Source organism: Candidatus Tokpelaia sp., assembly GCF_008636115.1.
GTDB lineage: Bacteria > Pseudomonadota > Alphaproteobacteria > Rhizobiales > Rhizobiaceae > QLZD01.
Window position 1 is genome coordinate 1 of the sequence record NZ_QLZD01000038.1, and the last position, 23,073, is coordinate 23,073.

Sequence of the window (23,073 nt, forward strand, 5' to 3'; positions counted from 1 at the left end):
CCAGCCAGCCAGCCAGCCAGCCAGCCAGCCAGCCAGCCAGCCAGCCAGCCAGCCAGCCAGCCAGCCAGCCAGCCAGCGTAAGAGGTGGGTATGTCTGGGGGAAATTATTGCCAAAAGCCCGTTTAAGCAAGCAGGGGCAAGTGAGCTGGAAGCTTTAAGGGTTGAGAAGGGTGATGTGCGGTTATTGCCAAGCTCCAGAAATGAAGACTGGTGGACAGATGAGCAAACGGCGGGCGATTGGTTGTGTGAGGGAGAGGTTATAACCCTTGGTCGTGCGCGCTATGCCAATTTAAAGTATCATAAAGGAAAGTTTGTCAGTTCCAATAATCATATTATCACGCCGAAAGACAGGAGCTGTGTTTCAGGCCGCTATTTATTCCATTTTATCCAACAGAATGCTAAAAAATTTTATATTGATACTTCAACTTATCCAAAACTCGATACGGATACATTCAATAATTTTTTAATCCCTCTCCCTGTATTGGCAAGACAGCAGGAAATTGTTGACGTGTTAGATAAATTTGTTAACCTCACTGCGTCCCTCACTGCGTCCCTCACTGCAGAAAAAGAGTTGCGCCAGAAGCAATATGAATATTACCGCGACAGACTGTTGAGCTTTGAACAGCTTTGAGGCCAAAAACGGGTAGCTTGCCGCCGCGGCAGAGGGAGCGCCGGCCGCCGGGTTTGCCGAGCCGGAGCAATAGCGGCAAGGTTACCGGCTTGGCCTGCCGGCTGCTCCTGTTGTGCCGGTTGCGGCGGCGGCCAGTTATGCGGGGGCTTATTCAAACAGCACGGCGTGGAGCTGCTGGCCGTTATGTTTAAGGCCAGGCGCATTCTGAGCCCTGAAAAGCGCATAATTACGGATTTTATATTAGAGCCTGTAGGGGCGCTTTTCAGCTAAGGCGAAAGAAGAGTTAAAATCATCGCGCCTTAATGTCGGGCGCGGAGTTTCATTCAAACAGCACGGCGTGGAGCTTCTGGCCATTATGTTTAAGGCCTGGCGCATTCTGAGCCCTGAAAAGCGCATAATTGCGGATTTTATATTAGAGCCTGTAGGGGCGCTTTTCAGCTAAGGCGAAAGAAGAGTTAAAATCATCGCGCCTTAATATCGGGCGCGGAGTTTCATTCAAACAGCACGGCGTGGAGCTGCTGGCCATTATGTTTAAGCCAGGCGCGGTGTCTTTTGCTTTCCGGGCAGAGCCTTTCACATAAATCCCAAAAGCGCCGGGAATGATTCATCTCTAGCAGATGCGCCGCTTCATGCGCGGCCAGATAATCCACTACTCCTGCGGGGGCCATAATAATGCGCCAGGAAAAGGCCAGCTTCTGCTCGGAAGAGCAGGAGCCCCAGCGGGTTTTGGTATCTTTATAGCTGATGGCCTTCGGTTTGCGGCCAAGCGCGGCAGCGTGTTTGTGCGCCAGCGGGGTTAACACGGCTTCTGCCTGTTTTTTTAAAAAATCGCGAATATGGCGCGCCAGAAACTGCTCCTGGCCATAGACCAGAATTTGGCTCTCGCCGTTTTCTTCCCGCAACTGTGTTACTCCGCGCCCGGTGCAGTGAATAATGCGATGTGGAAGGCCAAACAGCGGGATAAAGCCGCCATGTTTTAAACTGGGGGCATTGGCCGTATCCGGTGCCGGCAAAGCGGCGAGACGCTTTTCCAGCCAGATATGGTGCTTGCGGATAAAGTTTAAAATTTCGCTGCTCTCAGCATTCAGGGGGGCGGTTATGCGCAGGCCGCGGCCGCCGGCCTCAACCCGCAAGGTCAGGCGCCGGGTGCGATTATGCGGCACTAATTTTAGCGGCAAGCGGCGATTAGCCACAGTGTAAAATTGCGGCAGCCCCGCTTTGGCAGGCGATTTTGGCAAAGCAGACAGTATCAGCACCTGTTTATACAGAGAATTTGCCTTTTGGGCGCATTTTTTGGCAAAAATGGCAAGACGCATGACATATATCCGCATTATAAAGCGATAAAGAGTAAATATTTGCCTGATTGCCGCGGCAAAGGGCAAATTTTCGCACCAAAATGCAAATTGAGACACGAAAGAGAGGTTTCTTAAATAAAGCTTATAAAATTTTCAAGCAATTTTTGTAAAAAAACAAGATGTTGCGGTTGGGACAAGCGATGATCGCCGTCTTTTATCAAAGTGAGGGATACATTATCCAGCGGCAAATATTCCATAAGCCGCATTGTGTGACGATAGGGGACGCTGTCATCTGCCATGCCCTGGACAATATGAACAGGGCAGTCAAGCTGCAACAGCCCATTGTTTAACACGCAATTTTGCCGGCCATCTGCCAGCAGGGCCTGGCTATAGGGTGTTTCAAAGCCGTTTTCGCTGACAGTAAAAAAGCCTTTTTCCTTGAGCTGTTGTGTTTGCGCCGGCTGGAGAGCCGGCTTGACCAGAATTTCGGTAAAATCCGGCGCGGGGGCAAGCAATATCAGCCCGCCGGGTGAGCGCCCGCTCATTTGCAGTTCCTGCGCCAGCCGCAAGGCTATCCAACCGCCCATGGAAGAGCCGACAAGTATCGGTTTGATAGTAGTTGCGCGGTAAAAGCGGTTAAAAACAGCAAGGCTTTGGGCAAGCCAGAGCGAGATTGTGCCCTGATAGAAATCACCCCCGGAGCGGCCATGACCGGAATAATCAAACCTGACGGCCTCAAGCCCGTGCGCCTCGGCAAAAGCATCTACTGCCTGGGCTTTTGTCCCTTCCATATCGGAGCGATAGCCGCCAAGCCAGAGCAGGGCTGTTTGCCGGCCGGGGCCGCTCGATTGCGTGACGGCGGGGCGGTGGCGCAGGGCGATAGCAATAGGGCCGCAAGGCAGAAACTCTACCGGCGGCACAGTTTTGGGCAGGCTGCTATAAGAGATATTTGCAGGCATGAGATTGCTCCCCTGTATCCCGGCAATCAGCCGGCTTATAATCTGTTATCTTTATCGCAAATTTGCGGCTTTGAAAACAGGCCGATTCCGGCTGCGTCTCTGCCGGGCTGCCGGGTTCTGACTATTGCTTATGCTGTTTTGCGTATATCAGGCAGAAAAAACGGCCTGTTCAAAAAATCTCTTTAAAAAAATTAAAAAGAGACTATAAATTTGCGGCAAATTCTGCTTATATTAAGGGAATAGAGCAATTATCATAAATTTTAGGGAGAATTGATCATTCGCCGCCCATTCAAGTCCTTACCCGTCCAGAAAGACGGCCCCCGTTCTAACCGGGATATTCGCGTGCCGCGTGTGCAGCTTATTGATGCAGAAGGTGAAAATCACGGTATTGTGGCGATTGCTGATGCTTTGGCCATGGCTGAAGAAGCGGGGCTTGACCTGGTGGAAATTGTGCCCAATGCCGAGCCGCCGGTTTGCAAAATTATTGATTTAGGCAAGCTGAAATATCAGAACCAGAAAAAAGCCTCAGAAGCGCGCAAAAAGCAGAAAACTGTTGAAGTTAAAGAGCTGAAAATGCGTCCCGGCATTGATACGCATGATTATGAAGTGAAAATGAAAGCTTTGGCGCGTTTTCTGGAAGAGGGCGATAAAGTGAAGATTAGTTTGCGTTTTCGCGGGCGTGAGATGGCGCATCAGGAATTGGGGCGGAATTTGCTGTTGCGGGTAAAGGAAGCCAGCGCCGCACTTGCCAAAGTGGAGCTTGAGCCGAAACTGGAAGGCCGCCAAATGCTGATGATTCTGGCCCCGCGCCAATAGGGGCGATGCAATCAGGGCTGGGTGAGATTAGGGGGGCGTTCGAGGCGAAGGCAAGGCAGGGGTTTATTTTTGCGGGCGGGCTGCTGCCATGTCTGTGAGGGGCCCGGTGTTGAATATAGTGATGGTTGCCTGCCTGCGGGGGCGGGCTTCTGCGGTGCTCTGCGCCTGCCGGTAAATAAGGCCGGTGAGGCTGCCTGCTTTCAAGAGCAGGTTTCTGCCGGGGGCTCTGTCCCTTTCCTCAAAATTTTGGTGAGGTTTGTCCGATTGCGGGACAGGCTGCTGCTTCTTTTGTGGATTCCACAGGGAATAAGCTGATGGAGTTTATCTGCCTTGGGAGCTATCGGGAAAGCCGGTAATCGGCCGAAAAGCGGGGCGGCAGCGGGGAGAAACGGGATAATTGTCGCTGTTTGTCCGGTATATGTCGGTTGGTTGCGGCCTGGCCCGTTTTGCTGACGGGCTAGATTCGTCTTTGGCGGAGGGTAAATACCCTGCCGGTTGCGGCATTAGTGCTTTTTCTGATGCGCTGCTATTGCCTGTAACATGGCGGCCGATGATGGGGCGTTGCGGTTTGGGCGTAGTTTCTGAATAATTACACGGAGGATAGAGGCGATTATTCAGCCGGTGTTGCGGCATGAGTGCGTTTTCTGATACGCTATTGGGGAATAATTTTTTAAAAATCAATGAGTCAGATTTTTATCTTTTTTAGATTTATATGGTAATAATCAGTAGATTAGCGTTATTGCATCAATTTTTTATATCTCTTTAAAAGATAATTATAAGCTGCCGGAAAAATCATGCCGGCATGGTCTTTTTCCTTATGTCGCGCTCTGCGCCGGATAGCGCCGATAAAATGCGGATTGCCCGGCCGATATTTGCAATATGCTGCCCGATAGTGGCGGCTATTTGTCTGTTCCAATGCCGGTTCAGGTCATAGCGGTTTTGTCTGGTGCCGGCCGCCGCTTGTTCATAGCTTCTTTTTTTCGGCGAAGTGGCGGTGAGGAAACTCCCGATTGCAGCTACTCCCGCAATATTTGTTATTGCGGCTCGAGCGCGGTTTCTGAATATTATATTCCGGATATTTATATTGGCCTGTGTCATTATGGTGCGGCAAAGTCCAGGTTTGTTTTAAACGGGCAAGGCCGGTGTGTCTGCTCATTTTTTCTTGATAAAGCAGCCTCCCGGTCATTTGCGCCGGTTGCGGGCCGGCATCGTTCCCGCTATATAGACGGCCTGTCTGCCTGTTGCTCCAGTCTTTATTATGGGTTAACCGGCTCCTGTGGGCGTTTTAGGGAAAAGCAGGAGCACTTTGCCTGGTTCAAGAAAATAATCTGAAATATATGTTTTATGAAAGGAGCAGGCTATTTTTCCAGAGCGGGCTTGCGGCGCCTTGCCGTGGCCGGAATCTGTTGGGCAGCTTGATTTATATCAGGCTTTTATCATTGTTTTTGCTGCGGTGTCGGGTTTTTGGGGTCGCTTTACCGGTATGCGTTGGCGCCAGTGCGGTTTTTGTGCCCTGATTTGCGGCATTTTTATTTTCTTCCTGTTCGAGCTGTGTATCAGTTTCATCAGTTACCAGCCGGTGGAACATATTATCTGACGGGTCATGCCAGTTTTGCGTGAAATCACGCATGGCGGCGGCGCGCGCCAGCATCATACCGTTAATTGGTGCGGCGAAGGCGAGAAAGAAAATAATCAATATATCGCGCCCGATAATATGCCCCTCAATATAGGATATATAGAGGCTTGTGCCGAGCAAAACAGCAGTAACGCCGATAGTTGTGCCAAGAGCAGGCATATGCAGCCGGTCGTAAAAATTGCGGAAACAGGCAAGGCCAAGAGCGCCGATAAAAGTAAACAGGCTGCCCAGCAGCAGAAAAAACACAATAAGCAGGCTTAAAATGAGCGGCAGCTCCGGAACATTGGTTAAATCGGGCAGTTGCGGGGTCATTCTATTACCTCGCCGCGCATGAGGAATTTTGCCAGAGCAATAGTGGAAACAAAACCGATCATGGCAATAATCAGCGCGGTTTCAAAATAAATGCGGCTATTGGTGGTGATAGTGAAAGTGGCAAACAGCATCATGACAATAACATAAAGCGTATCCAGCCCGATAATCCTGTCTTGCGCCTTTGGCCCTTTAATAAGGCGGAAGGAAAGCAGCAGGCAGGAGCAGGCCAGTAACAGGCGCGCGGCAAATACGCCCCAGATAAGAATAGTGAGACTCATGCAAATATCTCCAATAACAGGCTTTCATAACGGGTTTTGATGAGTTTGTGCCAATAGGTTTCTTCTGCCAGATCGAGAATATGCAATATCAGCCTGCTGTTGCGATGATCATAGGCTATCCAGGCAGTGCCGGGGGTTGCCGTTATAATACAGGCCAACAGGGCAATAGCCATGCGATTTTTCAGAGAAAGCTGTAGAATAATGAACCCCGAAGGGTGTTTTGCCCGCCCGCCGGTGAGGATAATTTTCGCTACGGTGAAATTGGAGAGAATAATATCGTGCAGGACGCGCCAGAGCAATATGGGCAAAAGCCGCCAATGATGAATATATATTTTTTTCTGTTTTAATTTTGTCATTGCCAGGCCGCAAAACAGCGCGACAAAGCTGCCCAGCAAAACCTGCCCTAGGCCGGCGCCGGATAAAAGCAACCACATGGCCAGAATAGCCAGCGACAAAAGCGGATAAGGGAGAAGTTTGCGCATAGAGATTATTCCCCCTTATTGATAGCGCCGCCCAGGACACTGTGAATATAATTGGCCGGGACATATATTTCCGCCGCCATGGAATCCAGATAGCGCATAACAGGCTCTGCCGCCAGGCTGATAGTGAAGCAAAAAGTCAGCAGAACGGCAATGGGGATAATTTCGCTGATTTGCACTTTCGGCATATATGTGTCCAGCGAAGCCCAGAAAAGGCGAATGCCGGAGCGGGTCATGGCGATAAGCTGGGCAAATCCCGCCAGCACCAGAAAAATAATAAACAGCCAGGATTGTATATCGGGCAATATATAGGCGCGCGCCGGGCCTTGCGGCCAAAACAGCCCTGTTATCATCATAAATTTGGCGATAAAGCCTGAAAGCGGCGGCATGCCGATAAGCAAAATAGCGCAAAGAGTAAAACAGGCGCCTAAAATTGCCGCAGTAGCGGGAATATAAAAGCCGATTTCGTCCTCCTCTTCCTCTTCATCTTCGCCATAAACTTCCATTGTGACAGCAAGAACATTGGCCGCAATGTCCTGATTGCGCTCGACCGGCTCGATGAGCAGGAAAAAGGCCGCCAGCGCAAAAGTGGAAGAGAGGATATAATAAACCGTAATAGCAGTTAAAGCGGGGTGATCAAGCCCCATAGCGGCCAGCACTATGCCTGTTGACGCCAGCACGGAATTGGCAGAAAGCCGCGACAGATTCTGGCTGGCCAGGACACCGGTAAAGCCGACAATAAGCGTTATCAGGCCGCCGTAAAACAGGATTTGGCATAAGGCGGCATGCAGGCCTGTTGTATCATTTTCCAACAGCAGTAGTGACAGGCGCAAAATGACATAAAAGCCGACTTTCCCGGTAATGGAGAACAGGGCGCCCACCGGCGCCGCCGCGGCGCTGTAAGTGGCCGGCACCCAGAAGCAAAGCGGCCACATGCCGACCTTTATCAAAAAGGCGATGCCGAGAAAGCCCATGCCTATTTGGCATATCAGCACTGTATCTTCAGGCAGCAGCGCCAGGCGGGAGGCCAGATCGGCCATATTTAATGTGCCTGAACCGCCGTAAATGCAGGCGGCGCCAAGGAGAAAACAGGAGGAGGCGACAAGATTGACAGTCACATAATGCGCGCCGGCGCGCACCCGCGCCAGTCCTGAACCGTGCATGAGCAGCGCATAAGAGGCGGCGAGCATAACCTCAAAAAAGACAAACAGGTTAAATATATCGCCGGTTAGAAAAACGCCGTTAATGCCGGCCAGAAAAAATTGACTCAAGGAATAAAAATGTGCGCCCAGCCTGTCCCAATGGGCGGTCACATATATCAGGGCACAAAAGGCAGTGAGCACGGACATCAACAAAAATACGGCAGAGAGCCTGTCCAGCACAAAGACAATGGCAAAAGGGGCTGCCCAATTACCGAGATTATAGACATCGGCCTGCGGCGCCAGCTCCTGCGCCCGATAAATGAGTATAGCGGCAATAAGGACGACAAAACCGGTAGAGACAAGCGCCAGAGCCGATTTTAGCCGGCGGCTGTGCTCGCGGATAAACAGCAGCAGCGCGCCGGTTATCAGCGGCAATATAACCGGCAAGACCATGATATGGTGCAGGAAGACTGCAATCAATAGGGTTCCCTCCCATTGACATGGTCGGAGCCGGAAAGACCGCGCAAAGCCAGCAATATTACCAGAAACAGTGCTGTTGTGGCAAAGCCGATAACAATAGCGGTCAGCACCAGGGATTGCGGCACCGGATCAGTATAAGCGGCGGGGTCTATTGCCTTGCCTGTATCCAATATTGGCGCGGCATCAAGCTTTAGCCTGCCCGTGGCGAAAATGAACAGATTAACAGCATAAGACAGCAGTGACAGCCCCATAATAACCTGAAATGTACGCGGCCTGAGTATAAGCCACAGACCTGAGGCGGCAAAAATACCGATACCTGAACTCAAGACTATTTCCATTAAAATTCCTCCTCATCTTGCCGGGGCAGGCTTTGGTGCCGGATACGGTAATGGCGGAGCGATTGATGAGCCAGGGCAATGAGCATCAATATTGTCGCGCCGACAACAAGGCAAAATACGCCGGCATCAAACAGCAGGGCAGAGGCGATGGGGGTTTTGCCGATCAAGGGAATGTTGAGATAGCGGAAGAAACTGGTCAGAAAGGGGTAACCAAAGCCCCAGGCGCCAAGCCCGGTGCCGGCGGCAAGCAGCAGGCCTGCACCTATCCAGCGCAGCGGTAAAATAACCAGATGGCTTTCTACCAGGCGGGTGCCGGAGGCCATATATTGCAAAATAAAGCCGATAGATAAAGTAATGCCGGCGACAAAGCCGCCGCCCGGCCAATCATGCCCGCGGAAAAACAAATATAAGGCAAAAGCGATAATAAAGGGAAAGAGCCAGTGCATCATCAGCGCCGGTATGGCCAGATAATCGCGCAGGCTGTCACCCTCCCGGCCATTGCTGCGCTTTTGGTCAAATTCTGCCTGAAACTGCTGCTGGCGCGGTGCTCCTATACTTTCGGGCGCCGGGCGGAAACGGCGCAAAAGCGCATAAACGGATAAAGCGACAATAGCCAGGACCGTGATTTCCCCCATTGTGTCAAAACCGCGGAAATCTACCAGAATAACATTGACGGCATTATGCCCGCCGGCCTGATTATAGGCATTGGATAAAAAATAGCGGGCAATGGTTCTATCTTGCGGGCGGGTCATAATGGCATAAGACAGCCAGGCCATGCCGCCGCCGCCGATAAGCGCCAGCGCCAGATCACCGCCGCGGCGCAAATAGGTTTTAAAACCCGGCGGCTCAGGATTGGGGTTGCTCAAGCGTTTAGGCAGCCAGCGCAGGCCTAAAAGCAGCAGGACAGTAGTGACAATTTCTACTGATAATTGTGTCAGCGCCAGATCAGGCGCCGACAGCCAGACAAAGCTGGCACAGGTAACAAGCCCGGCACCGCCCAATAATACCAGTGAGGACAAGCGATGAAATTTGGCTGTGTGCGCGGCAAAAACGGCGCAAAAGCCGCCGACAAGCCATAGCAGCGCAAAATACAGATTGACAGGCAGCAGCGCCTGCGTGCCGCGCCACAGCCATGAGCCGTGCATGATAAGGGCAATAGCGGCAAAGCAGCACAGCAGCACCCAGCGAATTTGCACCCGCAGGTCGCGCGTGCCCAATAAATCCCGCGCCAGGCGCGCCCATTTCCATGAAACAGCGGCCAGTAATTTTTCAAATATGCGCCGGCCTGATAAATCCGGCAGAAAAAGCGGGCCGCCTTCATGCTCCTGCATATAATGGCGTGAAATTATGTAAAACAGCAGGCCGCCGCCAAGGGCGAGCAGGCTCATTATTACCGGGGCATTGAAGCCGTGCCACAGCGCCAGGCTGTAAGGCGGTGCGTTGGGGCCGATAACGGCAATAACCGCATTGGCCAGAAACGGCCCGATACTGAGACTGGGGGCAATGCCGACAGCTATACATAAAAATACCAGCAATTCTATCGGCAGGCGCATAAAATGCGGCGGTTCATGCGGGGTAGCGGGCAAATCCTGCGGCGGCTTGCCAAAAAATGTGCCGTAAATAAAGCGGACGGAATAAGTGACAGTAAACAGCCCGGCAATAGTGGCGATAAAAGGCATGGAATTATCCAGCCAGTTACCGTTTATGGTAAGTGCTGCCTGGGTAAAAAACATTTCCTTGGATAAAAAGCCGTTTAAGAGCGGCACACCTGCCATAGCGGCGGCAGCGATAATGGCCAGCGTGCCGGTATAGGGCATAAAGCGATAAAGGCCGGAAAGCTTGCGCAAATCGCGTGTGCCGCATTCATGGTCAATAATGCCGGCAGCCATGAATAAAGAGGCTTTGAAAGTGGCGTGATTTACCATGTGGAAAATGGCGGCCACGCAGGCCAAAGGGGCGCTAAAGCCGAGCAGAACTGTCATCAAGCCCAGATTACTAATGGTGGAATAAGCCAAAAGCCCTTTTAAATCCTGCTGGAACATGGCAAAATAAGAGCCGATAAGCAGGGTTATCACCCCGGCGCCGCAAACCAGCCAGAACCAGATATTGGTATGCGCCATAACGGGCCACAGCCGCACCAGCAGAAATATGCCGGCTTTCACCATAGTGGCGGAATGCAGATAGGCCGAAGCCGGCGTGGGCGCCGACATGGCATTAGGCAGCCAGAAATGAAACGGGAATTGGGCGCTTTTGGTAAAAGCAGCCAGCAAAATGCAGACAAGAGCCGGCACATAAAGCGGACTCTGGCGGATAATATTGCCGGATTTCAACACTTTGTCGAGTTCAAAACTGCCGACAATCGTGCCTATCATAATGACCCCGATCATGAGGGCAAAGCCGCCAAAGCCGGTTACAATCAGCGACATGCGCGCGCCGTCACGCGCACTGGGATTATGATACCAATAGCCGATCAGCAGAAAGGAGAAAATACTTGTCAGCTCCCAGAAGGCCGTGAGCAGCAGCAGATTGCCTGACAGGACAATGCCGGTCATGGCGCCGGTAAAGGCCAGCAAAAAGGCAAAAAAGCGCGGCACGGGATCGGCCGGGTCCATATAATAGCGGGCGTAAATGACAATTAAAAAACCGATACCGGTAATGAGCAGCAGAAACAGCCAGGCAAAGCCGTCAACCCGCAAAGTAAAATTAAGCCCCCACATTGGCAGCCACGGCAGCGAAAACTGCACTGCCTGGCCATTAGTTATGGCAGGATAGAGCATAATGGTGAGCAACAGGCTGAACAAAGCCACAGCCCCGGCAAACCAGGCTTCATTATTGCGGGCAGTAGAGCGGAAAAAGCCGATAATAATGCTGCCCAGAAAAGGCAGGATTATCAAAAACACCAAAACGGCCTGTTCGGTTTTAACCATTGGGCTGCTATCCTGCCTGAAACGGCGATTTTACCTTGACGGCTTGACGGGTGCGGGCATGGCAGATTGGGTGCGCCATTTGCTGCGCCACCACCGCATTATGCAAGGATAAGTGTATCTATAGGGCTTATGCAATATTTTTTGTGGCGTGAACGCAGTTTTTGCGCAACTTATGCGGTTTTTGCCGTTTATGTGCTGCTGTTTGCCGGGCTATGCTTGTCAACCTTGTTTATGCTGTTTATGCTGCCGCCGTCTTGACGATAGATAAAATACTGAGGGCAGCTTGGGGAGACTATGCGTATAAGGTCTGAAAGACTGTCGGATATATATCCTGACTGGCAGGCCGCGCGCGCTGATTTGTTGGCGCAAACAGGCACAAAAACGGGGGAAGTATATTCCGTTACGCAAGCTTTGAAGCATACCGGGAAACTTGCGACTTATATATTTAAAACTGCTCCATCGTTAAATGCTTATGAAAAAGCGCATTTGAATCTGCCGGAAATAAAAATTGACAATAGATTTGCCTCTATAATAGGGACGTCAAGTGAATTTATAGCGGCTTATGCCCTGCATGGTTATGCAAAATGCGAGTCGTATTTTGAATTGGCAAGAACCGGCGCCCGCGGCATGGATAAATATGCGGCGCTATCCGGCTTAACAGCGCATTTCGAAGCCGATGCCGGCGCTGATATAGTTTCATTAAAAAGCTATAATAAAATAACTAAAGATTTTACTCTGAAAATATGCAGATTAGCAATGTTTATCGCATTTTTCAGAGCGGGGACAAATATATTCGCCAAAAAAGCCGCGGCACTCAACCGTCATGAATGGGTTTTAGGGCGCGTTCCTGACCCAAGATATTTTAATTTGACAGACGATATATATGAAGCAATCCGGTTTGCTGTTCAATCCATTATGGAAACTTATAAACTGGTGAAGCCTGAATTTTCGCTGCATTTTTGCCGAGAAGCTTTTGGCGAAATCATTGTTACAGGGGACGGTGATTTATACGGGGTTGATTTTATCGGCGACTTAAAATTTTCGTTGCGCAACAAGCCTGACAGAAGCTGGTTGCAGCAGCTTGTCTTATATTGGATATTAAAAGTCAGAACGGATCATTTTGAAAACAGGCCTTGTGCGATTGATAAAATATCCGTGCTGAATTCCAGAACGGGGCAGCTTTATGTCATGCCGATAGCGCTCATACCGAACCCTGTAATATTTAATGCTGAAACAGTATTTATCGGGATTGATTTTCATAATGCTATCGCGGCCTCTTTTCATAACAGGCTAATAGAGCAACAATAGGGGGAGATCAGTGAAACATTCAAATCTTGCGCTTTTTGAGGAAAGCAGTATTGCCGCAGAAGAGTTGCAAGATCTGATAGCGGCTGAGCGTTCGCAATTTTCAGCATTGGAAGGATTTGACAAATTTAAGGCGCGTTTAGCAAGATGGAAAAAAGATAACAGCCTGGCGAGGTACTTGCCAGATTTTATGCCGCAAGAAATTAACGGCCTGGCGAAGGGATTGTTTATAGATTCTATGCCGTATAATTGTGTCTGGTCTGAAGCCAATAATATTATTCGGCTTTTGGGGGAATATCCGGATCTGGTAAATGATTTCCTGCTGATGAAAATACGCAGAATGAGAGAACTCTATTTAAATCCGGCAAATGATATTGAACGTGCATATGCTTTGGCAAATGCACGTTTTATAAAAGCGGCGGTCGAGAGAAACCCGGCGGCGATAAAAATAGGCGCTCTCCGGCAGCATTTTATAGAGATTTTTGGCGCGACCAGACCAACGAGATTATACGGCAGGATTATAAAATTCAAAATATCAGAAAATTTGTTAACAGAAAGCGATTTTGAACACCATATGGAGGCCATAAAAAGAGTCGCCTATCGGCATGAGTTAGTGAAACCGCGGCGGCTGACAAAAGAAGAACGCGCCTCGGGATTGTATCATGGTTGCCGAAAATATATTTATCCGTCCGATGAGGAAGTTAAGAACGCTTTGCAAAAACGCCTTGAGCAAAGCGTTAAGTCTAAAAAGGGGCGCAAGCCGTTAAACTATGAACTTAATACGTGATGCGTGATAAGCAGCAGATTGCGAAGAAAAACTATGACAGATAATAAGGAAGTAATGCGCTTTCCCTATCCCTGGCGCGGTATTGGTGTGCTTGTTGTTTTTTTATTGCTGGCGCCGCCGGTGCAGGTGGTTGTGGCTGCTTTTATGGAGCATGATTTTATTGGCGGGCGGCAGATTTTATTTGAAATCGGCGCGGTGCTGCGAGAGCGTGTTGTGCCGTTTTTACTCTCCGGCTATTCCTTTTATATGCCGCCGGTATTTTTTGCCGCGCTGATGTCGGCCTGGCGGCCGGCGCAGGGCCTGGCGCTGACTGTGAGCGGGGCGATAGGCCGCATGGTGCTGTGCGGTCTTGCCTGTGAAGTTTTCTACCAGTGTTTTGTGGTGATTGCCGGGGGTGCCTGGCGCGCTGACATAGTGCTGGTAGGGCTGGTGCAGTGGATTATTTCCGGCTTTGTCTGCTTTTTGGCAGCAGCGCAACTGGGTTTGAGCCGGCCTGCCCGGGCGGAAAGGTGAAAAAGCGGCCTTTGGTGCGTTTTTTTGTCATTTAATCTGTTTTATATATTTTTTATATCTCATTGTTTTTAATATATAAATTCTTGCAAAAATAAATTCTGGCGATTTTTGTTGACAGCAAAAAACTTTTTGGAATATAGGACGGATAACTTCAAAATGCGTTTTTGTATTTGAATGATTTTTGCCGGCCTTTGCCGGCTTTTATATTTTCCTTAAATTTTATTTTTGGCGGGTTTTTGCCGGCGCCCGACTTTTGCGATTATTTTAAATTATTATGGTGTGCCGGCGGCACGGCTTGCGCGCTTTATAGTATTTTGAGGAATGGCCTGATGACACAGAAAAAGGGCGGCAAAAATGTGGCCGGCAAAAAAACAGCGGGCAAGGCCGGGCGTAAAAAACTGCACAAAGCGATTTTACAGGCAGCGGAAGCGGCGGGCAAGGAATTTGGCGAGGCGGGGCTCGTTTCTTATTTGCAGGCGCAGGCTGTGGCCACACCCAGCCCGTTTTTGACCTTATTAGGCAAGGTATTGACTGAGGCGGAAGATAAAACCGTGCCGCCGGTACGGCGGATTGAGCTGGTAGCTGCCGCCGGTGCGGCCGGGCCGGAAAAGGAGAGCATGCCGGCGGTGGAGAAAGCGGCCAAAGCTGTGGGCAAAGGGGAGACGGATTTGTAGCAGCCGGCATATGGATTTGCCGCGGTCGGCCTTTTACCCAATTTATATTTATTATTTTTTGAGCACGAAACATATTGCGCTATGACAAAACCGGTAAAAATGGACTCTGCCTGTGCGAACGGGCAGGAAAGAGTATTGCGCGGCTTGCAGAAAAGTACCGGCGGGGCTGTGGTGCAAGTGGAGCTGCCGCCAAAGCTTGTCCCCGTTTTTATTGGGCCGGCGCGCTATCGCGGCGCTTATGGCGGGCGCGGCAGCGGCAAAAGCCGCAGCTTTGCCGTTATGGCGGCTATCCGGGGCTATTTGCTGGCGCAAGCGGGCAAAAGCGGGCTGATTATTTGCGGCCGCGAATTTATGAATTCGCTGGAAGACAGCTCAATGGCTGAGCTGCGGCAGGCGATTGCCGCCACACCCTGGCTGGCCGGCTATTATAGTATGGGTGAAAATTATGTGCGCACCAAAGACGGGCGGATTGCTTTTGCTTTTATCGGTTTGCGCCATAATCTGGATTCGATCAAATCCAAGGCGCATATTCATTTATTATGGATAGATGAGGCGGAGCGCGTATCGGAGGCGGCATGGCAGAAAATTATCCCCACTGTGCGCGAGCGGGATTCGGAAATCTGGGTGACGTGGAATCCGGAATCGCGCGCTTCGGCCACGCATAAGCGTTTTCGTGAGGCAAAACCGCATGAGGCCAAAATTGTGGCGCTGAACTGGCGCGATAATCCGTGGTTTCCCTCGGTGCTGGATAAAGAGCGGCAGGCGGATTTGCGCGATCGGCCGGAATCTTATGCCCATATTTGGGAAGGGGATTTTGCCACTTATATTAGCGGCGCCTATTATGCTGCCGGGCTGACACTGGCGCGGGAAGAGAGACGCATTGGCGCCGTGGCGGCCGACCCGTTAATGGCCTGCCAGGCTTTCTGGGATATTGGCGGCACCGGCGCGCGCTCAGATGCAACAGCGATTTGGGTGGCGCAATTTATCGGCAAGGAAATCCGCATTATTGATTATTATGAGGCGCAGGGGCAGCCTTTGGAAGCGCATATAAGCTGGCTGCGCGGGCGCGGATATGAGCGCGCGCGCATGGTTTTGCCGCATGACGGCTCTACGCGCGACCGGGTGCATGATGTCAGTTTTGAGAGTGCTTTGCGCCAGGCCGGCTTTGAAGTGGAGATTATCCCCAATCAGGGAGCGGGGGCAGCAAGGCTGCGGATAGAGGCGGCGCGGCGCCTGTTGCCGCAAATGTGGTTTGATGCGCGCAAAACGGCGGCCGGGCTGAATGCTTTGGCCGCCTATCATGAAAAGCGCGATGAAAATCGCAATTTGGGGCTGGGGCCGGAGCATGACTGGGCCAGCCATGCGGCCGATGCTTTTGGCCTGATGTGCGTGGCTTATGAAGAGCCGGTGGCGGCAAAACGGGGCAGAGATGAGCGCCGGCCGATAAGCGGCGGCAGTTGGATGTCGGGCTAGAATCATAACAATGAGAGGCGAATATGCAGGCGGAATTGGGCTGGACGCCAGACGGCGGGCAAACGACAGAAACGGACAGGGAAAAAAGGCAAAAACCGGGGCAGGCGGGGTGGAGCGCCGGCGCGGCGGAGGCGCTGGAACGCAAATTGAAAGCCTGGTTTAAACAGGATATTGCTGTGGCTGCCGCCTGGCGGGCTGAAGCGCGTGAAGATTATGCCTTTTATAATGGCGAACAATGGGCGGAAGAGGATAAAGCCCTGTTGGCGGAGATGAAGCGGCCGGTAATGACTTTTAACCGTATTGCTCCTTTGGTTAATGCGGTTATCGGCTCGGAAATCAATAATCGGCGCGAAGTGCGCTATATACCGCGGGAGCAGGGGGATTGCCTTGCCAATGAAATTTTGACCGGGGCGGGGGAATGGTTTCGTGATCAGGCCGGTGCGGAAGATGAAGAAAGTGAAGCTTTTGCCGATACGGTGATTTGCGGCATGGGTTTTGTTGATACCAGGCTGGATTTTGAAGCTGATCCTGATGGTGAACCGGTGATAGAGCGGCTTGATCCGCTGAAAATGGCGTGGGACGCCAGGGCCTGCAAAGCCAATCTCGCTGATGCTGGGCGGCTGTGGTATATTGATGAAAAGCCGCTGGAGCAGGTGAAGGCCATGTTTCCCGATTGCGACCCGGCGCTTTTATCCGCAGGCTGGGCGAAAAGCGGGCTGGAAGCGAAAGATGAACCTTATGAGCGGCAGCGCCCGGCGCTGTATGATAAAGAGGAGCAGGGTTCTGATACGGCCACGCTCGATAAAATGTGCGTGCTGGTGGAATGCCGCTGGTTTGAGACAGAGAGCTATTTTCGCGCTGCGGATAGCTCAAGCGGGCAGTTAAGAGAATATAGCCGGGCGGAGCTGGACACTATTTTGGCGCAAATTCCTGATTTCCCTTATATTAAGCAATATCGCAAGGTGGTGCGCCGCGCTTTTTTGGGGCGGGGGCTGCTGGCGGCGCCGGACAGGCCGCTGGTGCCGCAAGGGCAGTTGGGCTGGGAGTGTATAACCGGCTATTACAGCAAAGCGGCGCGCCGGTTTTACGGTCTGGTGCGGCCGGCCAAAGACCCGCAGCGCTGGGCCAATAAATTTTTCAGCCAGGTTATGTATTTGCTCAACAGCCAGTCAAAAGGCGGCATTATGGCGGAGCGCGGCGCTTTTGACGATGATAATCAGGCCGAGACAAGCTGGGCGCGCGCCGATGCCATTACCTGGGCCAAGCCGGGAGCGCTTGCCGGCCGGCGGATTGAGCCGAAGCCTTTGGCGCAATTTCCCAGCGGTTTTTTTACCCTGTTTAATGAGAGCAAGGAGGCTATTGCGCAGGTGACCGGCCTGTCGCCGGAATTTGTCGGCACGCGGGAAGTGAATCAGCCCGGTATTCTGGAGCATACCAGGCGGCAAAGCTCGCTTAACCTGCTGGCTTCCCTGTTTAACGCCTTGCGCCGTTATCGCAAGCGGCAGGGGCGGCTGGTTTTATATCTTATTCAGAATTATTTGTCAGACGGGCGGCTTATTCGCATAACGGGTGCCGATAAAAGCCGTTATGTGCCTTTGACCCGCTCTGCTGTAGCCAGCGGCGAATATGATATTATTGTTGATGATGCGCCGACCAGCCCCAATGAGAAAGAGCGGAGTTTTGCTCTTATCCAGCAAATGCTGCCGGTTTTGCGGGATTATATAACCCCGGAAATCGGGCTGGAAATTTTGCGCTATTCGCCTTTGCCGCAATCGCTGGTGGATTCTCTGGCCAATATTTATCGGGCCGGGAATAGCGCGCCGGATTTGGGCTAGCGCGCGGGTTGGCAGGCGGCGCGCGCGACAAATAAAGCGCGCAGGTTGGACAGGCCAGCTTGTGGCGGCACCCTGCGCGAGAAATGCTTGAGAGCCGGCAATATTTGCATAAATTCTGAATTTTCCAACAAATGAGGAAATATAATGACAGAGGCAGTATATACAGGCACTGAAACGGCAGCGGAGACAAGCGGAGTTTTGGCGCAACCCGGCGGGCTGGCGGGCGGCACCCCGCGTGAGAAATGGGCCGGGCCGGCTGGCCTGCCGGACAGGCCGACCAGTGGCAGTGATAATTTGACTGCGGCGGAAAAAGCTTATTTTGCCGCGCGCGGTGAGGCTGAGCTGCCGGAAGAGGCCGGGGAAGCACGGCAAAGCCGCCGGCCGGCTGATGGGTCGGGTGAGGCTGAGGCACCGGGCCGGGTGGAGCCGCAGCAGAATAAAACCGTGCCGCATGCGGCTTTGCATGCTGAGCGGGAGGAGCATAAAAAGACCCGAGCCGAATTGCAGAAAATGCGCGCCAAGGCGCTGGAATGGCAGCAGGAACTGGCGGCCTTGCCGCAAATCAGGCTGCCGCAGGCGCAACAGGAATTACCGGCCTTGCCGCCTGATCCGCGTGAGGATTTTTTAGGTTTTGCCCGCTGGCAGGGGCAGGAGATTAACCGCTTGAACGAGGAAATTGCCGCCGGAAAGCAGCAGGCAGAAGAAAAACAGCGGGCAGCCGCGGCAGAGACGGCGATTATGCAGGAATGGGACAAAGCAGTGCAGGACGCGCGCCGCTCTACCCCTGATATTGATGCGGCGCTGGAATTTTTGCAGGAAGCGCGTATGAGCCAGCTGGGCGTGCTGGCGCCGATTGATCCGCGCTTTGCCGATAAAGCTTTTTGTGAAAAGCAGATTTATGCGGAATTGCGCGATATTGTTATCGGCACTTTTCAGCAGGGGAGAAACCCGGCAGCAGCGGTTTATGATATTGCCAGAGCCTATGGCTATGGCCGTGATGAAATTGCCCGCATGGACAGGCTGAAGCAGGCGGCAGCCGGCGCTCGCAGCCTGACTGCCGGGCCGGGCAAACAGGTTGGCGACCCGTTTTTGCTGGAGACAGTGGCCAATATGCCGGAAGCCGAATTTGCCAAATGGTATGAGCGCAATAAAGACAGTTTTCGCTCAATGTTTGGCGGCTGAGGCATAAACGGGGAATAGGATATTTGCGCCGGATTGAGCCGGAGCCGGGGCAAAGGCCGCCTGTATTTGCGGCTGTCTTGATTTGAGCACCAAAACATAAGCCGGTTTGCGCCTTGCCGTTTGAGCGTATCAAACGGCTTTTCTTTTTCATTAAAAATTTAAGGAGAGCCAAATGGCTGTAAGCAATATTGCGGTGAATAACCCGCTTGCTGTTAAAACATGGTCGCGGCAACTGGCGGCAGAAGTTTCCAAAGCGACTTCTATTGCCCCGCTTATCGGCACATCTTCGGCCGATATTATCCAGCTTAAAGATGAAACGGCCAAAGGGGCGGGCGACAAGGTGACCTTTGGCTTGCGCAACCAGCTTATTGGCGAAGGCGTATCGGAAGGCACACAGTTGGAAGGGCGAGAAGAGGCGCTGGCAACGAATGCCGATACAGTGGTGCTTAACGAGCTGGCGCATGCCGTGCGGGTGAAGAATGAAGGCACGATTGATGCCCAGCGCGTGCCGTTTAATCTGCGGGAAGAGGCTAATGCCGGGCTGGTGGACTGGTATGCCGACCGGCTGTCTTTGACGGCTTTTGCCCATTTATGCGGTTATACCGGCACCAGCCTGACTTTTGAAGGGCGCAAGCTGAATATTACCCCCTTGCATACCGGTTTTAACACGCCGACTGCCGCAACAGTTGAGCGTATTTTCTGGGCCGGCGGCAAAAAAGCCGATAGTGAGCTGCAAAGCGATAATCTGTTTGATCTAAGCCTGGTGGATAAAGCCGTAGAGCGCGCCAAGCTGGCCAACCCGAAAATCCGCCCGGCTCGCATTAACGGCGAGCAGGTTTATGTTATGTATTTGCACCCGCAGCAGGTAACCGCCTTGCGCACCAATACGGCCGCCGGGCAGTGGCTGGATATTCAAAAAGCCGCTTATCAGGGTTCCCGCGCGCAAAACCCGCTCTTTGACGGTTCGCTCGGCATGTATAATGGCGTGGTTTTGCGTGAGGCGGAGCATATTATGCCGGGGCTGAGCGCAACCGGAACTGAGCTGCCTAATGTGCGCCGCGCCGTATTATTGGGGGCGCAAGCGGGGATTATTGCCTTTGGCAAAGGGTTGAGCGCCGAAAAATATCGGCTGGTGGAAGAATTGTTTGATTATCAGCGCGAGCTGGGTGTGGCGGCCAAGACGGTTTTCGGCTTTAAGAAAACCGTGTTTAACGGCCAGGATTTTGCTTCTATCGTGGTCTCGACTGCTGTTAAAGCCGCCTGAAGGCTGATTTGAGGCAGAAAATGTGCCGCAGGTTTGGAGCTTGCGGCACATTAAAGATAAATTTTGATAAAAAATAAAAAAATTAACTTGTCTTAAAGTATCATGGTGATATATACGGTAACGCAAGTAGCGGTAATCGGGGTGGCATAATGGTGGAGGAGCAGCCTTGGGACAGCGCGACAGCAGAGAAATATATTCACCAACTGGCGCGTGAAGACAATTTGACCCAGGCGAAAACACTGCATTATAAAAATCGCATGGCCGAGCGCGGTATTATTGCCTCTGATGTTCGGCATGTTTTAAAGCATGGTGTCGTTATTGGCGAGGCCGAGGCCTCAACACAGGGCGGTTTGTTTAAATATAAAATACAATGTGAAACGCCGAATAGTGATGGTGGCATTATCCGCGTTGTCGTTATACCCTGCCGGGAAAAACTGCTTTTGAAAATTGTGACGGTTATGTGGGTTGGCGGGGAACACAGTAAGCCAAATGCGCCAGGTGAATGAGCGGCGCATTTGGCTTAGGGTGCGAGGTTAAAAATGACACAGCAAGATAAAATCTATCATTATACGGAAATCGGCCTGGATAATGTCTATTTAATCGGCATTGCGCCCGAGATTGATGATGCCGGGGAAGAGATTATCACCATTCCGTTTATCAATAAGCTGTTTAAAGCGGTTGCCGAGGCCATTGTCGGTTATAAAAAGGGTATAAGCGGGGCGGAATTGCGCTATTTGCGCACGGAAATGGGGCTGACGCAGGCAGAACTGGCGGCGCTGCTGCATAAAGACAAGCAGACTATTGGCCGCTGGGAGCGCGGCGAAACGGAAATAGACGGCACGGCTGAAGCGGTTATCCGCCGGCTGGCGATTGAGAAATTAAGCCTGAATGTTAATCTGGGCATGGAAGAGCTGGCAAAGCGGAGTGTGGCGACTGCCGACAGGCAGAAAATTTGCCTCATTTATGCCAATGATAATCGCGACAGGCCTTATCAGCTTCAGGAAGCGGCGTGATTAAACCGCCTGGCGGCCGGTAAAACAAGACAGGAAAAGGCGGTGTTTCGGGCCGCCTTTTTGTTTAATGAGGCGAGAATAGCAGGGAAATTGCTGTTTTGGCCGCACTATATGCAGAAAATTTGCTGCTTTGTATTTATTTTCTCTCACTTATGGCTTAAGCACAAAGATTGCCGTATTTTTGTGAGAGGAGCAAGGTTTGGTGGTCGATAAATTAAGGCGCAAAACACTGGCGCAGATGAGCGGGCAGCTAAAGGGCAAAGGCCTGGTGCCGAGCCTTGGCTGGCCGCATCTGGTGGCGCTGGGGATTGGCGGCATTATCGGCACCGGTATTTACACGCTTATCGGCACGGCTGCCGACAAAGCGGGGCCGGCCGTGCTGCTGGCTTTTATTATTGCCGGTATTGTTTGCACCTGTGCGGCCTTTGCCTATGCCGAGCTGGCGACCATGATTCCGGTGGCCGGTGGCGCCTATACTTATACTTATACGGCCTGCGGCGAGATTTTGGCCTGGGCTGTCGGCTGGAGCACAATTTTCGGCTTTTTGCTGGTGGCCAGTGTTGTTGCCTCCGGCTGGTCGGCCTATTGCTCACCTTATTTTGTCCATTTATTCAGCACTTTAGGGATAGATTTGCCCTATTGGGCGCTGCATGTCTACGGCAGTGTTGATGCGGCAAGCGGGGCGCACGGTTTTATCAATCTGCCGGCCGTGGTGGTAGTGTTTATTGTTGCCGGTTTTTTGCTGCTCGGCACCAGAGAAAGCGCTTTGGTCAATGCGGTGCTGGTAGTGTTGAAAGTGGGAGCGCTGCTGCTGTTTGCCGCTGTGGCTCTGTGTTATTTTAACAGTGAGAATATGCACCCGGTTAATGCGGACGGCACGCAGGGCTTTATGCCTTATGGTTTTTTTAAGGAATTTACCGCAGACGGGGTGGAGCGCGGGGTGATGGCGGCGGCGGCGGCGGTGTTTTTTGCCTTTTACGGTTTTGATACTGTGGCAACGGCAGCAGAAGAAACCAAAAATCCGGAGCGGAACCTGTCTATCGGCATTATCGGTTCGCTTATGGGCTGTATTCTGATTTATATTTTTGTCAGCCTGGCGGCTGTCGGCGCTATGCCGTTTACTGAATTTGCACATCAGGGCGATGTTCTGGCTTTTGTTTTGCGCCGTTTGGATAATGACTGGGCGGCCGGCATTATTGCCATTATTGCCGGCTTGGCTTTGCCGACTGTTATTCTGGCGTTTTTTTATGCGCAGACGCGCCTCTTGTTTACTATGGGGCGTGACCGGCTGGTGCCGGCAGGCTTTGCCAAAATAGGAGAAAGCGGCACACTTATCGGCACGATTATATTTACTGCGGTGTTAATGGCGTTGATTGCCGGCTTTTTCCCCATTGCCAAAATTGCCGATTATGCCAATGCCGGGCCGTTATTTACTTTTGCCATGGTCAGTGTTTGCCTGTTGATTTTGCGGCGCCAATACCCCATGGCTCCCCGCGCCTTTAAAGTGCCTTATGTATGGTTTGTCGGTATTACCGGTATTTTGGGCTGTGCCTATTTGTTCTGGAATTTGCCCAATGAGACCAGGCTGGGCTTTTTAGGCTGGAATATTTTGGGTTTTGCCGTGTATTTTGCTTATGGCCGGCGCAAAAGCATATTTGCCCGCGCCGGCGGCCGACAAGCCGGGTGAAATACCAAAATATGCAACAGACAAGCGGAGATGAAGAGTATTTGTTT

24 protein-coding genes are annotated in these 23,073 nt (G+C 51.9%); 15 read left to right on the forward strand and 9 right to left on the reverse strand.

Going from position 1 to position 23,073, the window contains the following annotated elements; all coding sequences use genetic code 11:
- A partial coding sequence (locus DPQ22_RS07865; protein ID WP_190323193.1) for a restriction endonuclease subunit S occupies positions 1 to 631 on the forward strand: 631 nt, incomplete at its 5' end.
- A gap of 491 nt (positions 632 to 1,122) precedes the next feature.
- On the opposite strand, the gene DPQ22_RS07870 is transcribed toward DPQ22_RS07865, so the two are convergent.
- Positions 1,123 to 1,947: a M48 family metallopeptidase gene (locus tag DPQ22_RS07870; protein ID WP_150214887.1), complete on the reverse strand. Its 825-nt coding sequence runs from the start codon at positions 1,945 to 1,947 to the stop codon at positions 1,123 to 1,125.
- Positions 1,948 to 2,057: 110 nt separating this feature from the next.
- Complete coding sequence (locus DPQ22_RS07875) at positions 2,058 to 2,885, reverse strand: alpha/beta hydrolase (protein WP_150214889.1); 828 nt, start codon at positions 2,883 to 2,885, stop codon at positions 2,058 to 2,060.
- Between the two features lie 276 nt (positions 2,886 to 3,161).
- Between DPQ22_RS07875 and infC the strand changes: the two genes are divergently transcribed.
- Positions 3,162 to 3,701, forward strand: a complete 540-nt coding sequence (infC, locus tag DPQ22_RS07880) for a translation initiation factor IF-3 (RefSeq protein WP_190323197.1) — start codon at positions 3,162 to 3,164, stop codon at positions 3,699 to 3,701.
- 397 nt (positions 3,702 to 4,098) lie between these two features.
- A complete protein-coding gene (locus DPQ22_RS07885; RefSeq protein WP_150214893.1) occupies positions 4,099 to 4,290 on the forward strand; it encodes a hypothetical protein in 192 nt (63 codons plus the stop codon).
- 203 nt (positions 4,291 to 4,493) lie between these two features.
- Here DPQ22_RS07885 and DPQ22_RS07890 read toward each other — a convergent pair whose 3' ends face one another.
- The 7 genes from DPQ22_RS07890 to DPQ22_RS07920 form a co-directional block, all read right to left on the reverse strand.
- Entirely contained in the window at positions 4,494 to 4,799 is a 306-nt protein-coding gene (locus tag DPQ22_RS07890) for a hypothetical protein (RefSeq protein ID WP_150214895.1), read from the reverse strand.
- A 322-nt stretch (positions 4,800 to 5,121) separates the two neighbouring features.
- On the reverse strand, positions 5,122 to 5,649 hold the full coding sequence (gene mnhG / locus DPQ22_RS07895; RefSeq protein ID WP_150214897.1) for a monovalent cation/H(+) antiporter subunit G: 528 nt from the start codon (positions 5,647 to 5,649) through the stop codon (positions 5,122 to 5,124).
- Positions 5,646 to 5,927, reverse strand: coding sequence for a K+/H+ antiporter subunit F (locus DPQ22_RS07900; protein WP_150214899.1), 282 nt, complete (start codon positions 5,925 to 5,927; stop codon positions 5,646 to 5,648). The genes mnhG and DPQ22_RS07900 overlap by 4 nt, the downstream gene beginning before the upstream one ends.
- Entirely contained in the window at positions 5,924 to 6,409 is a 486-nt protein-coding gene (locus tag DPQ22_RS07905; protein WP_150214901.1) for a Na+/H+ antiporter subunit E, read from the reverse strand. The genes DPQ22_RS07900 and DPQ22_RS07905 overlap by 4 nt, the downstream gene beginning before the upstream one ends.
- A 5-nt stretch (positions 6,410 to 6,414) precedes the next feature.
- A complete protein-coding gene (locus tag DPQ22_RS07910) occupies positions 6,415 to 8,028 on the reverse strand; it encodes a monovalent cation/H+ antiporter subunit D (protein WP_320411428.1) in 1,614 nt (537 codons plus the stop codon).
- A complete protein-coding gene (locus DPQ22_RS07915; protein ID WP_150214903.1) occupies positions 8,025 to 8,366 on the reverse strand; it encodes a Na+/H+ antiporter subunit C in 342 nt (113 codons plus the stop codon). The genes DPQ22_RS07910 and DPQ22_RS07915 overlap by 4 nt, the downstream gene beginning before the upstream one ends.
- The gene (locus tag DPQ22_RS07920) at positions 8,366 to 11,293 is read right to left on the reverse strand and encodes a monovalent cation/H+ antiporter subunit A (RefSeq protein ID WP_150214906.1); all 2,928 of its coding nucleotides are present in this window, start codon (positions 11,291 to 11,293) and stop codon (positions 8,366 to 8,368) included. Before DPQ22_RS07920 ends, DPQ22_RS07915 begins: the two co-directional genes overlap by 1 nt.
- 129 nt (positions 11,294 to 11,422) lie before the next feature.
- On the opposite strand from DPQ22_RS07920, the gene DPQ22_RS09295 reads away from it, so the two are divergent.
- From DPQ22_RS09295 to DPQ22_RS07975, 12 genes are all read left to right on the forward strand, one after another.
- Entirely contained in the window at positions 11,423 to 11,551 is a 129-nt protein-coding gene (locus DPQ22_RS09295; protein ID WP_256371589.1) for a hypothetical protein, read from the forward strand.
- A 36-nt stretch (positions 11,552 to 11,587) separates the two neighbouring features.
- On the forward strand, positions 11,588 to 12,601 hold the full coding sequence (locus DPQ22_RS07925) for a hypothetical protein (protein ID WP_150214908.1): 1,014 nt from the start codon (positions 11,588 to 11,590) through the stop codon (positions 12,599 to 12,601).
- Between the two features lie 10 nt (positions 12,602 to 12,611).
- Complete coding sequence (locus DPQ22_RS07930; RefSeq protein WP_150214910.1) at positions 12,612 to 13,385, forward strand: hypothetical protein; 774 nt, start codon at positions 12,612 to 12,614, stop codon at positions 13,383 to 13,385.
- 33 nt (positions 13,386 to 13,418) lie between these two features.
- Positions 13,419 to 13,898, forward strand: a complete 480-nt coding sequence (locus tag DPQ22_RS07935; protein ID WP_150214912.1) for a hypothetical protein — start codon at positions 13,419 to 13,421, stop codon at positions 13,896 to 13,898.
- Positions 13,899 to 14,227: 329 nt separating this feature from the next.
- Positions 14,228 to 14,572 carry a hypothetical protein gene (locus tag DPQ22_RS07940; RefSeq protein ID WP_150214914.1) on the forward strand — a complete coding sequence of 115 codons (345 nt, stop codon included), beginning with the start codon at positions 14,228 to 14,230 and terminating at the stop codon, positions 14,570 to 14,572.
- 81 nt (positions 14,573 to 14,653) lie between these two features.
- On the forward strand, positions 14,654 to 16,045 hold the full coding sequence (locus DPQ22_RS07945) for a PBSX family phage terminase large subunit (protein ID WP_246681545.1): 1,392 nt from the start codon (positions 14,654 to 14,656) through the stop codon (positions 16,043 to 16,045).
- Between the two features lie 23 nt (positions 16,046 to 16,068).
- A complete protein-coding gene (locus DPQ22_RS07950) occupies positions 16,069 to 17,880 on the forward strand; it encodes a portal protein (RefSeq protein WP_150214916.1) in 1,812 nt (603 codons plus the stop codon).
- A 144-nt stretch (positions 17,881 to 18,024) separates the two neighbouring features.
- Positions 18,025 to 19,062: a hypothetical protein gene (locus DPQ22_RS07955; protein ID WP_150214919.1), complete on the forward strand. Its 1,038-nt coding sequence runs from the start codon at positions 18,025 to 18,027 to the stop codon at positions 19,060 to 19,062.
- Positions 19,063 to 19,234: 172 nt separating this feature from the next.
- Positions 19,235 to 20,326, forward strand: coding sequence for a N4-gp56 family major capsid protein (locus DPQ22_RS07960; protein WP_150214921.1), 1,092 nt, complete (start codon positions 19,235 to 19,237; stop codon positions 20,324 to 20,326).
- Between the two features lie 149 nt (positions 20,327 to 20,475).
- On the forward strand, positions 20,476 to 20,832 hold the full coding sequence (locus DPQ22_RS07965) for a DUF4258 domain-containing protein (protein ID WP_150214924.1): 357 nt from the start codon (positions 20,476 to 20,478) through the stop codon (positions 20,830 to 20,832).
- Positions 20,833 to 20,865: 33 nt separating this feature from the next.
- On the forward strand, positions 20,866 to 21,339 hold the full coding sequence (locus DPQ22_RS07970; protein WP_150214925.1) for a helix-turn-helix domain-containing protein: 474 nt from the start codon (positions 20,866 to 20,868) through the stop codon (positions 21,337 to 21,339).
- Positions 21,340 to 21,541: 202 nt separating this feature from the next.
- Positions 21,542 to 23,026, forward strand: coding sequence for an amino acid permease (locus tag DPQ22_RS07975; protein ID WP_150215012.1), 1,485 nt, complete (start codon positions 21,542 to 21,544; stop codon positions 23,024 to 23,026).
- Positions 23,027 to 23,073: the final 47 nt, after the last annotated feature.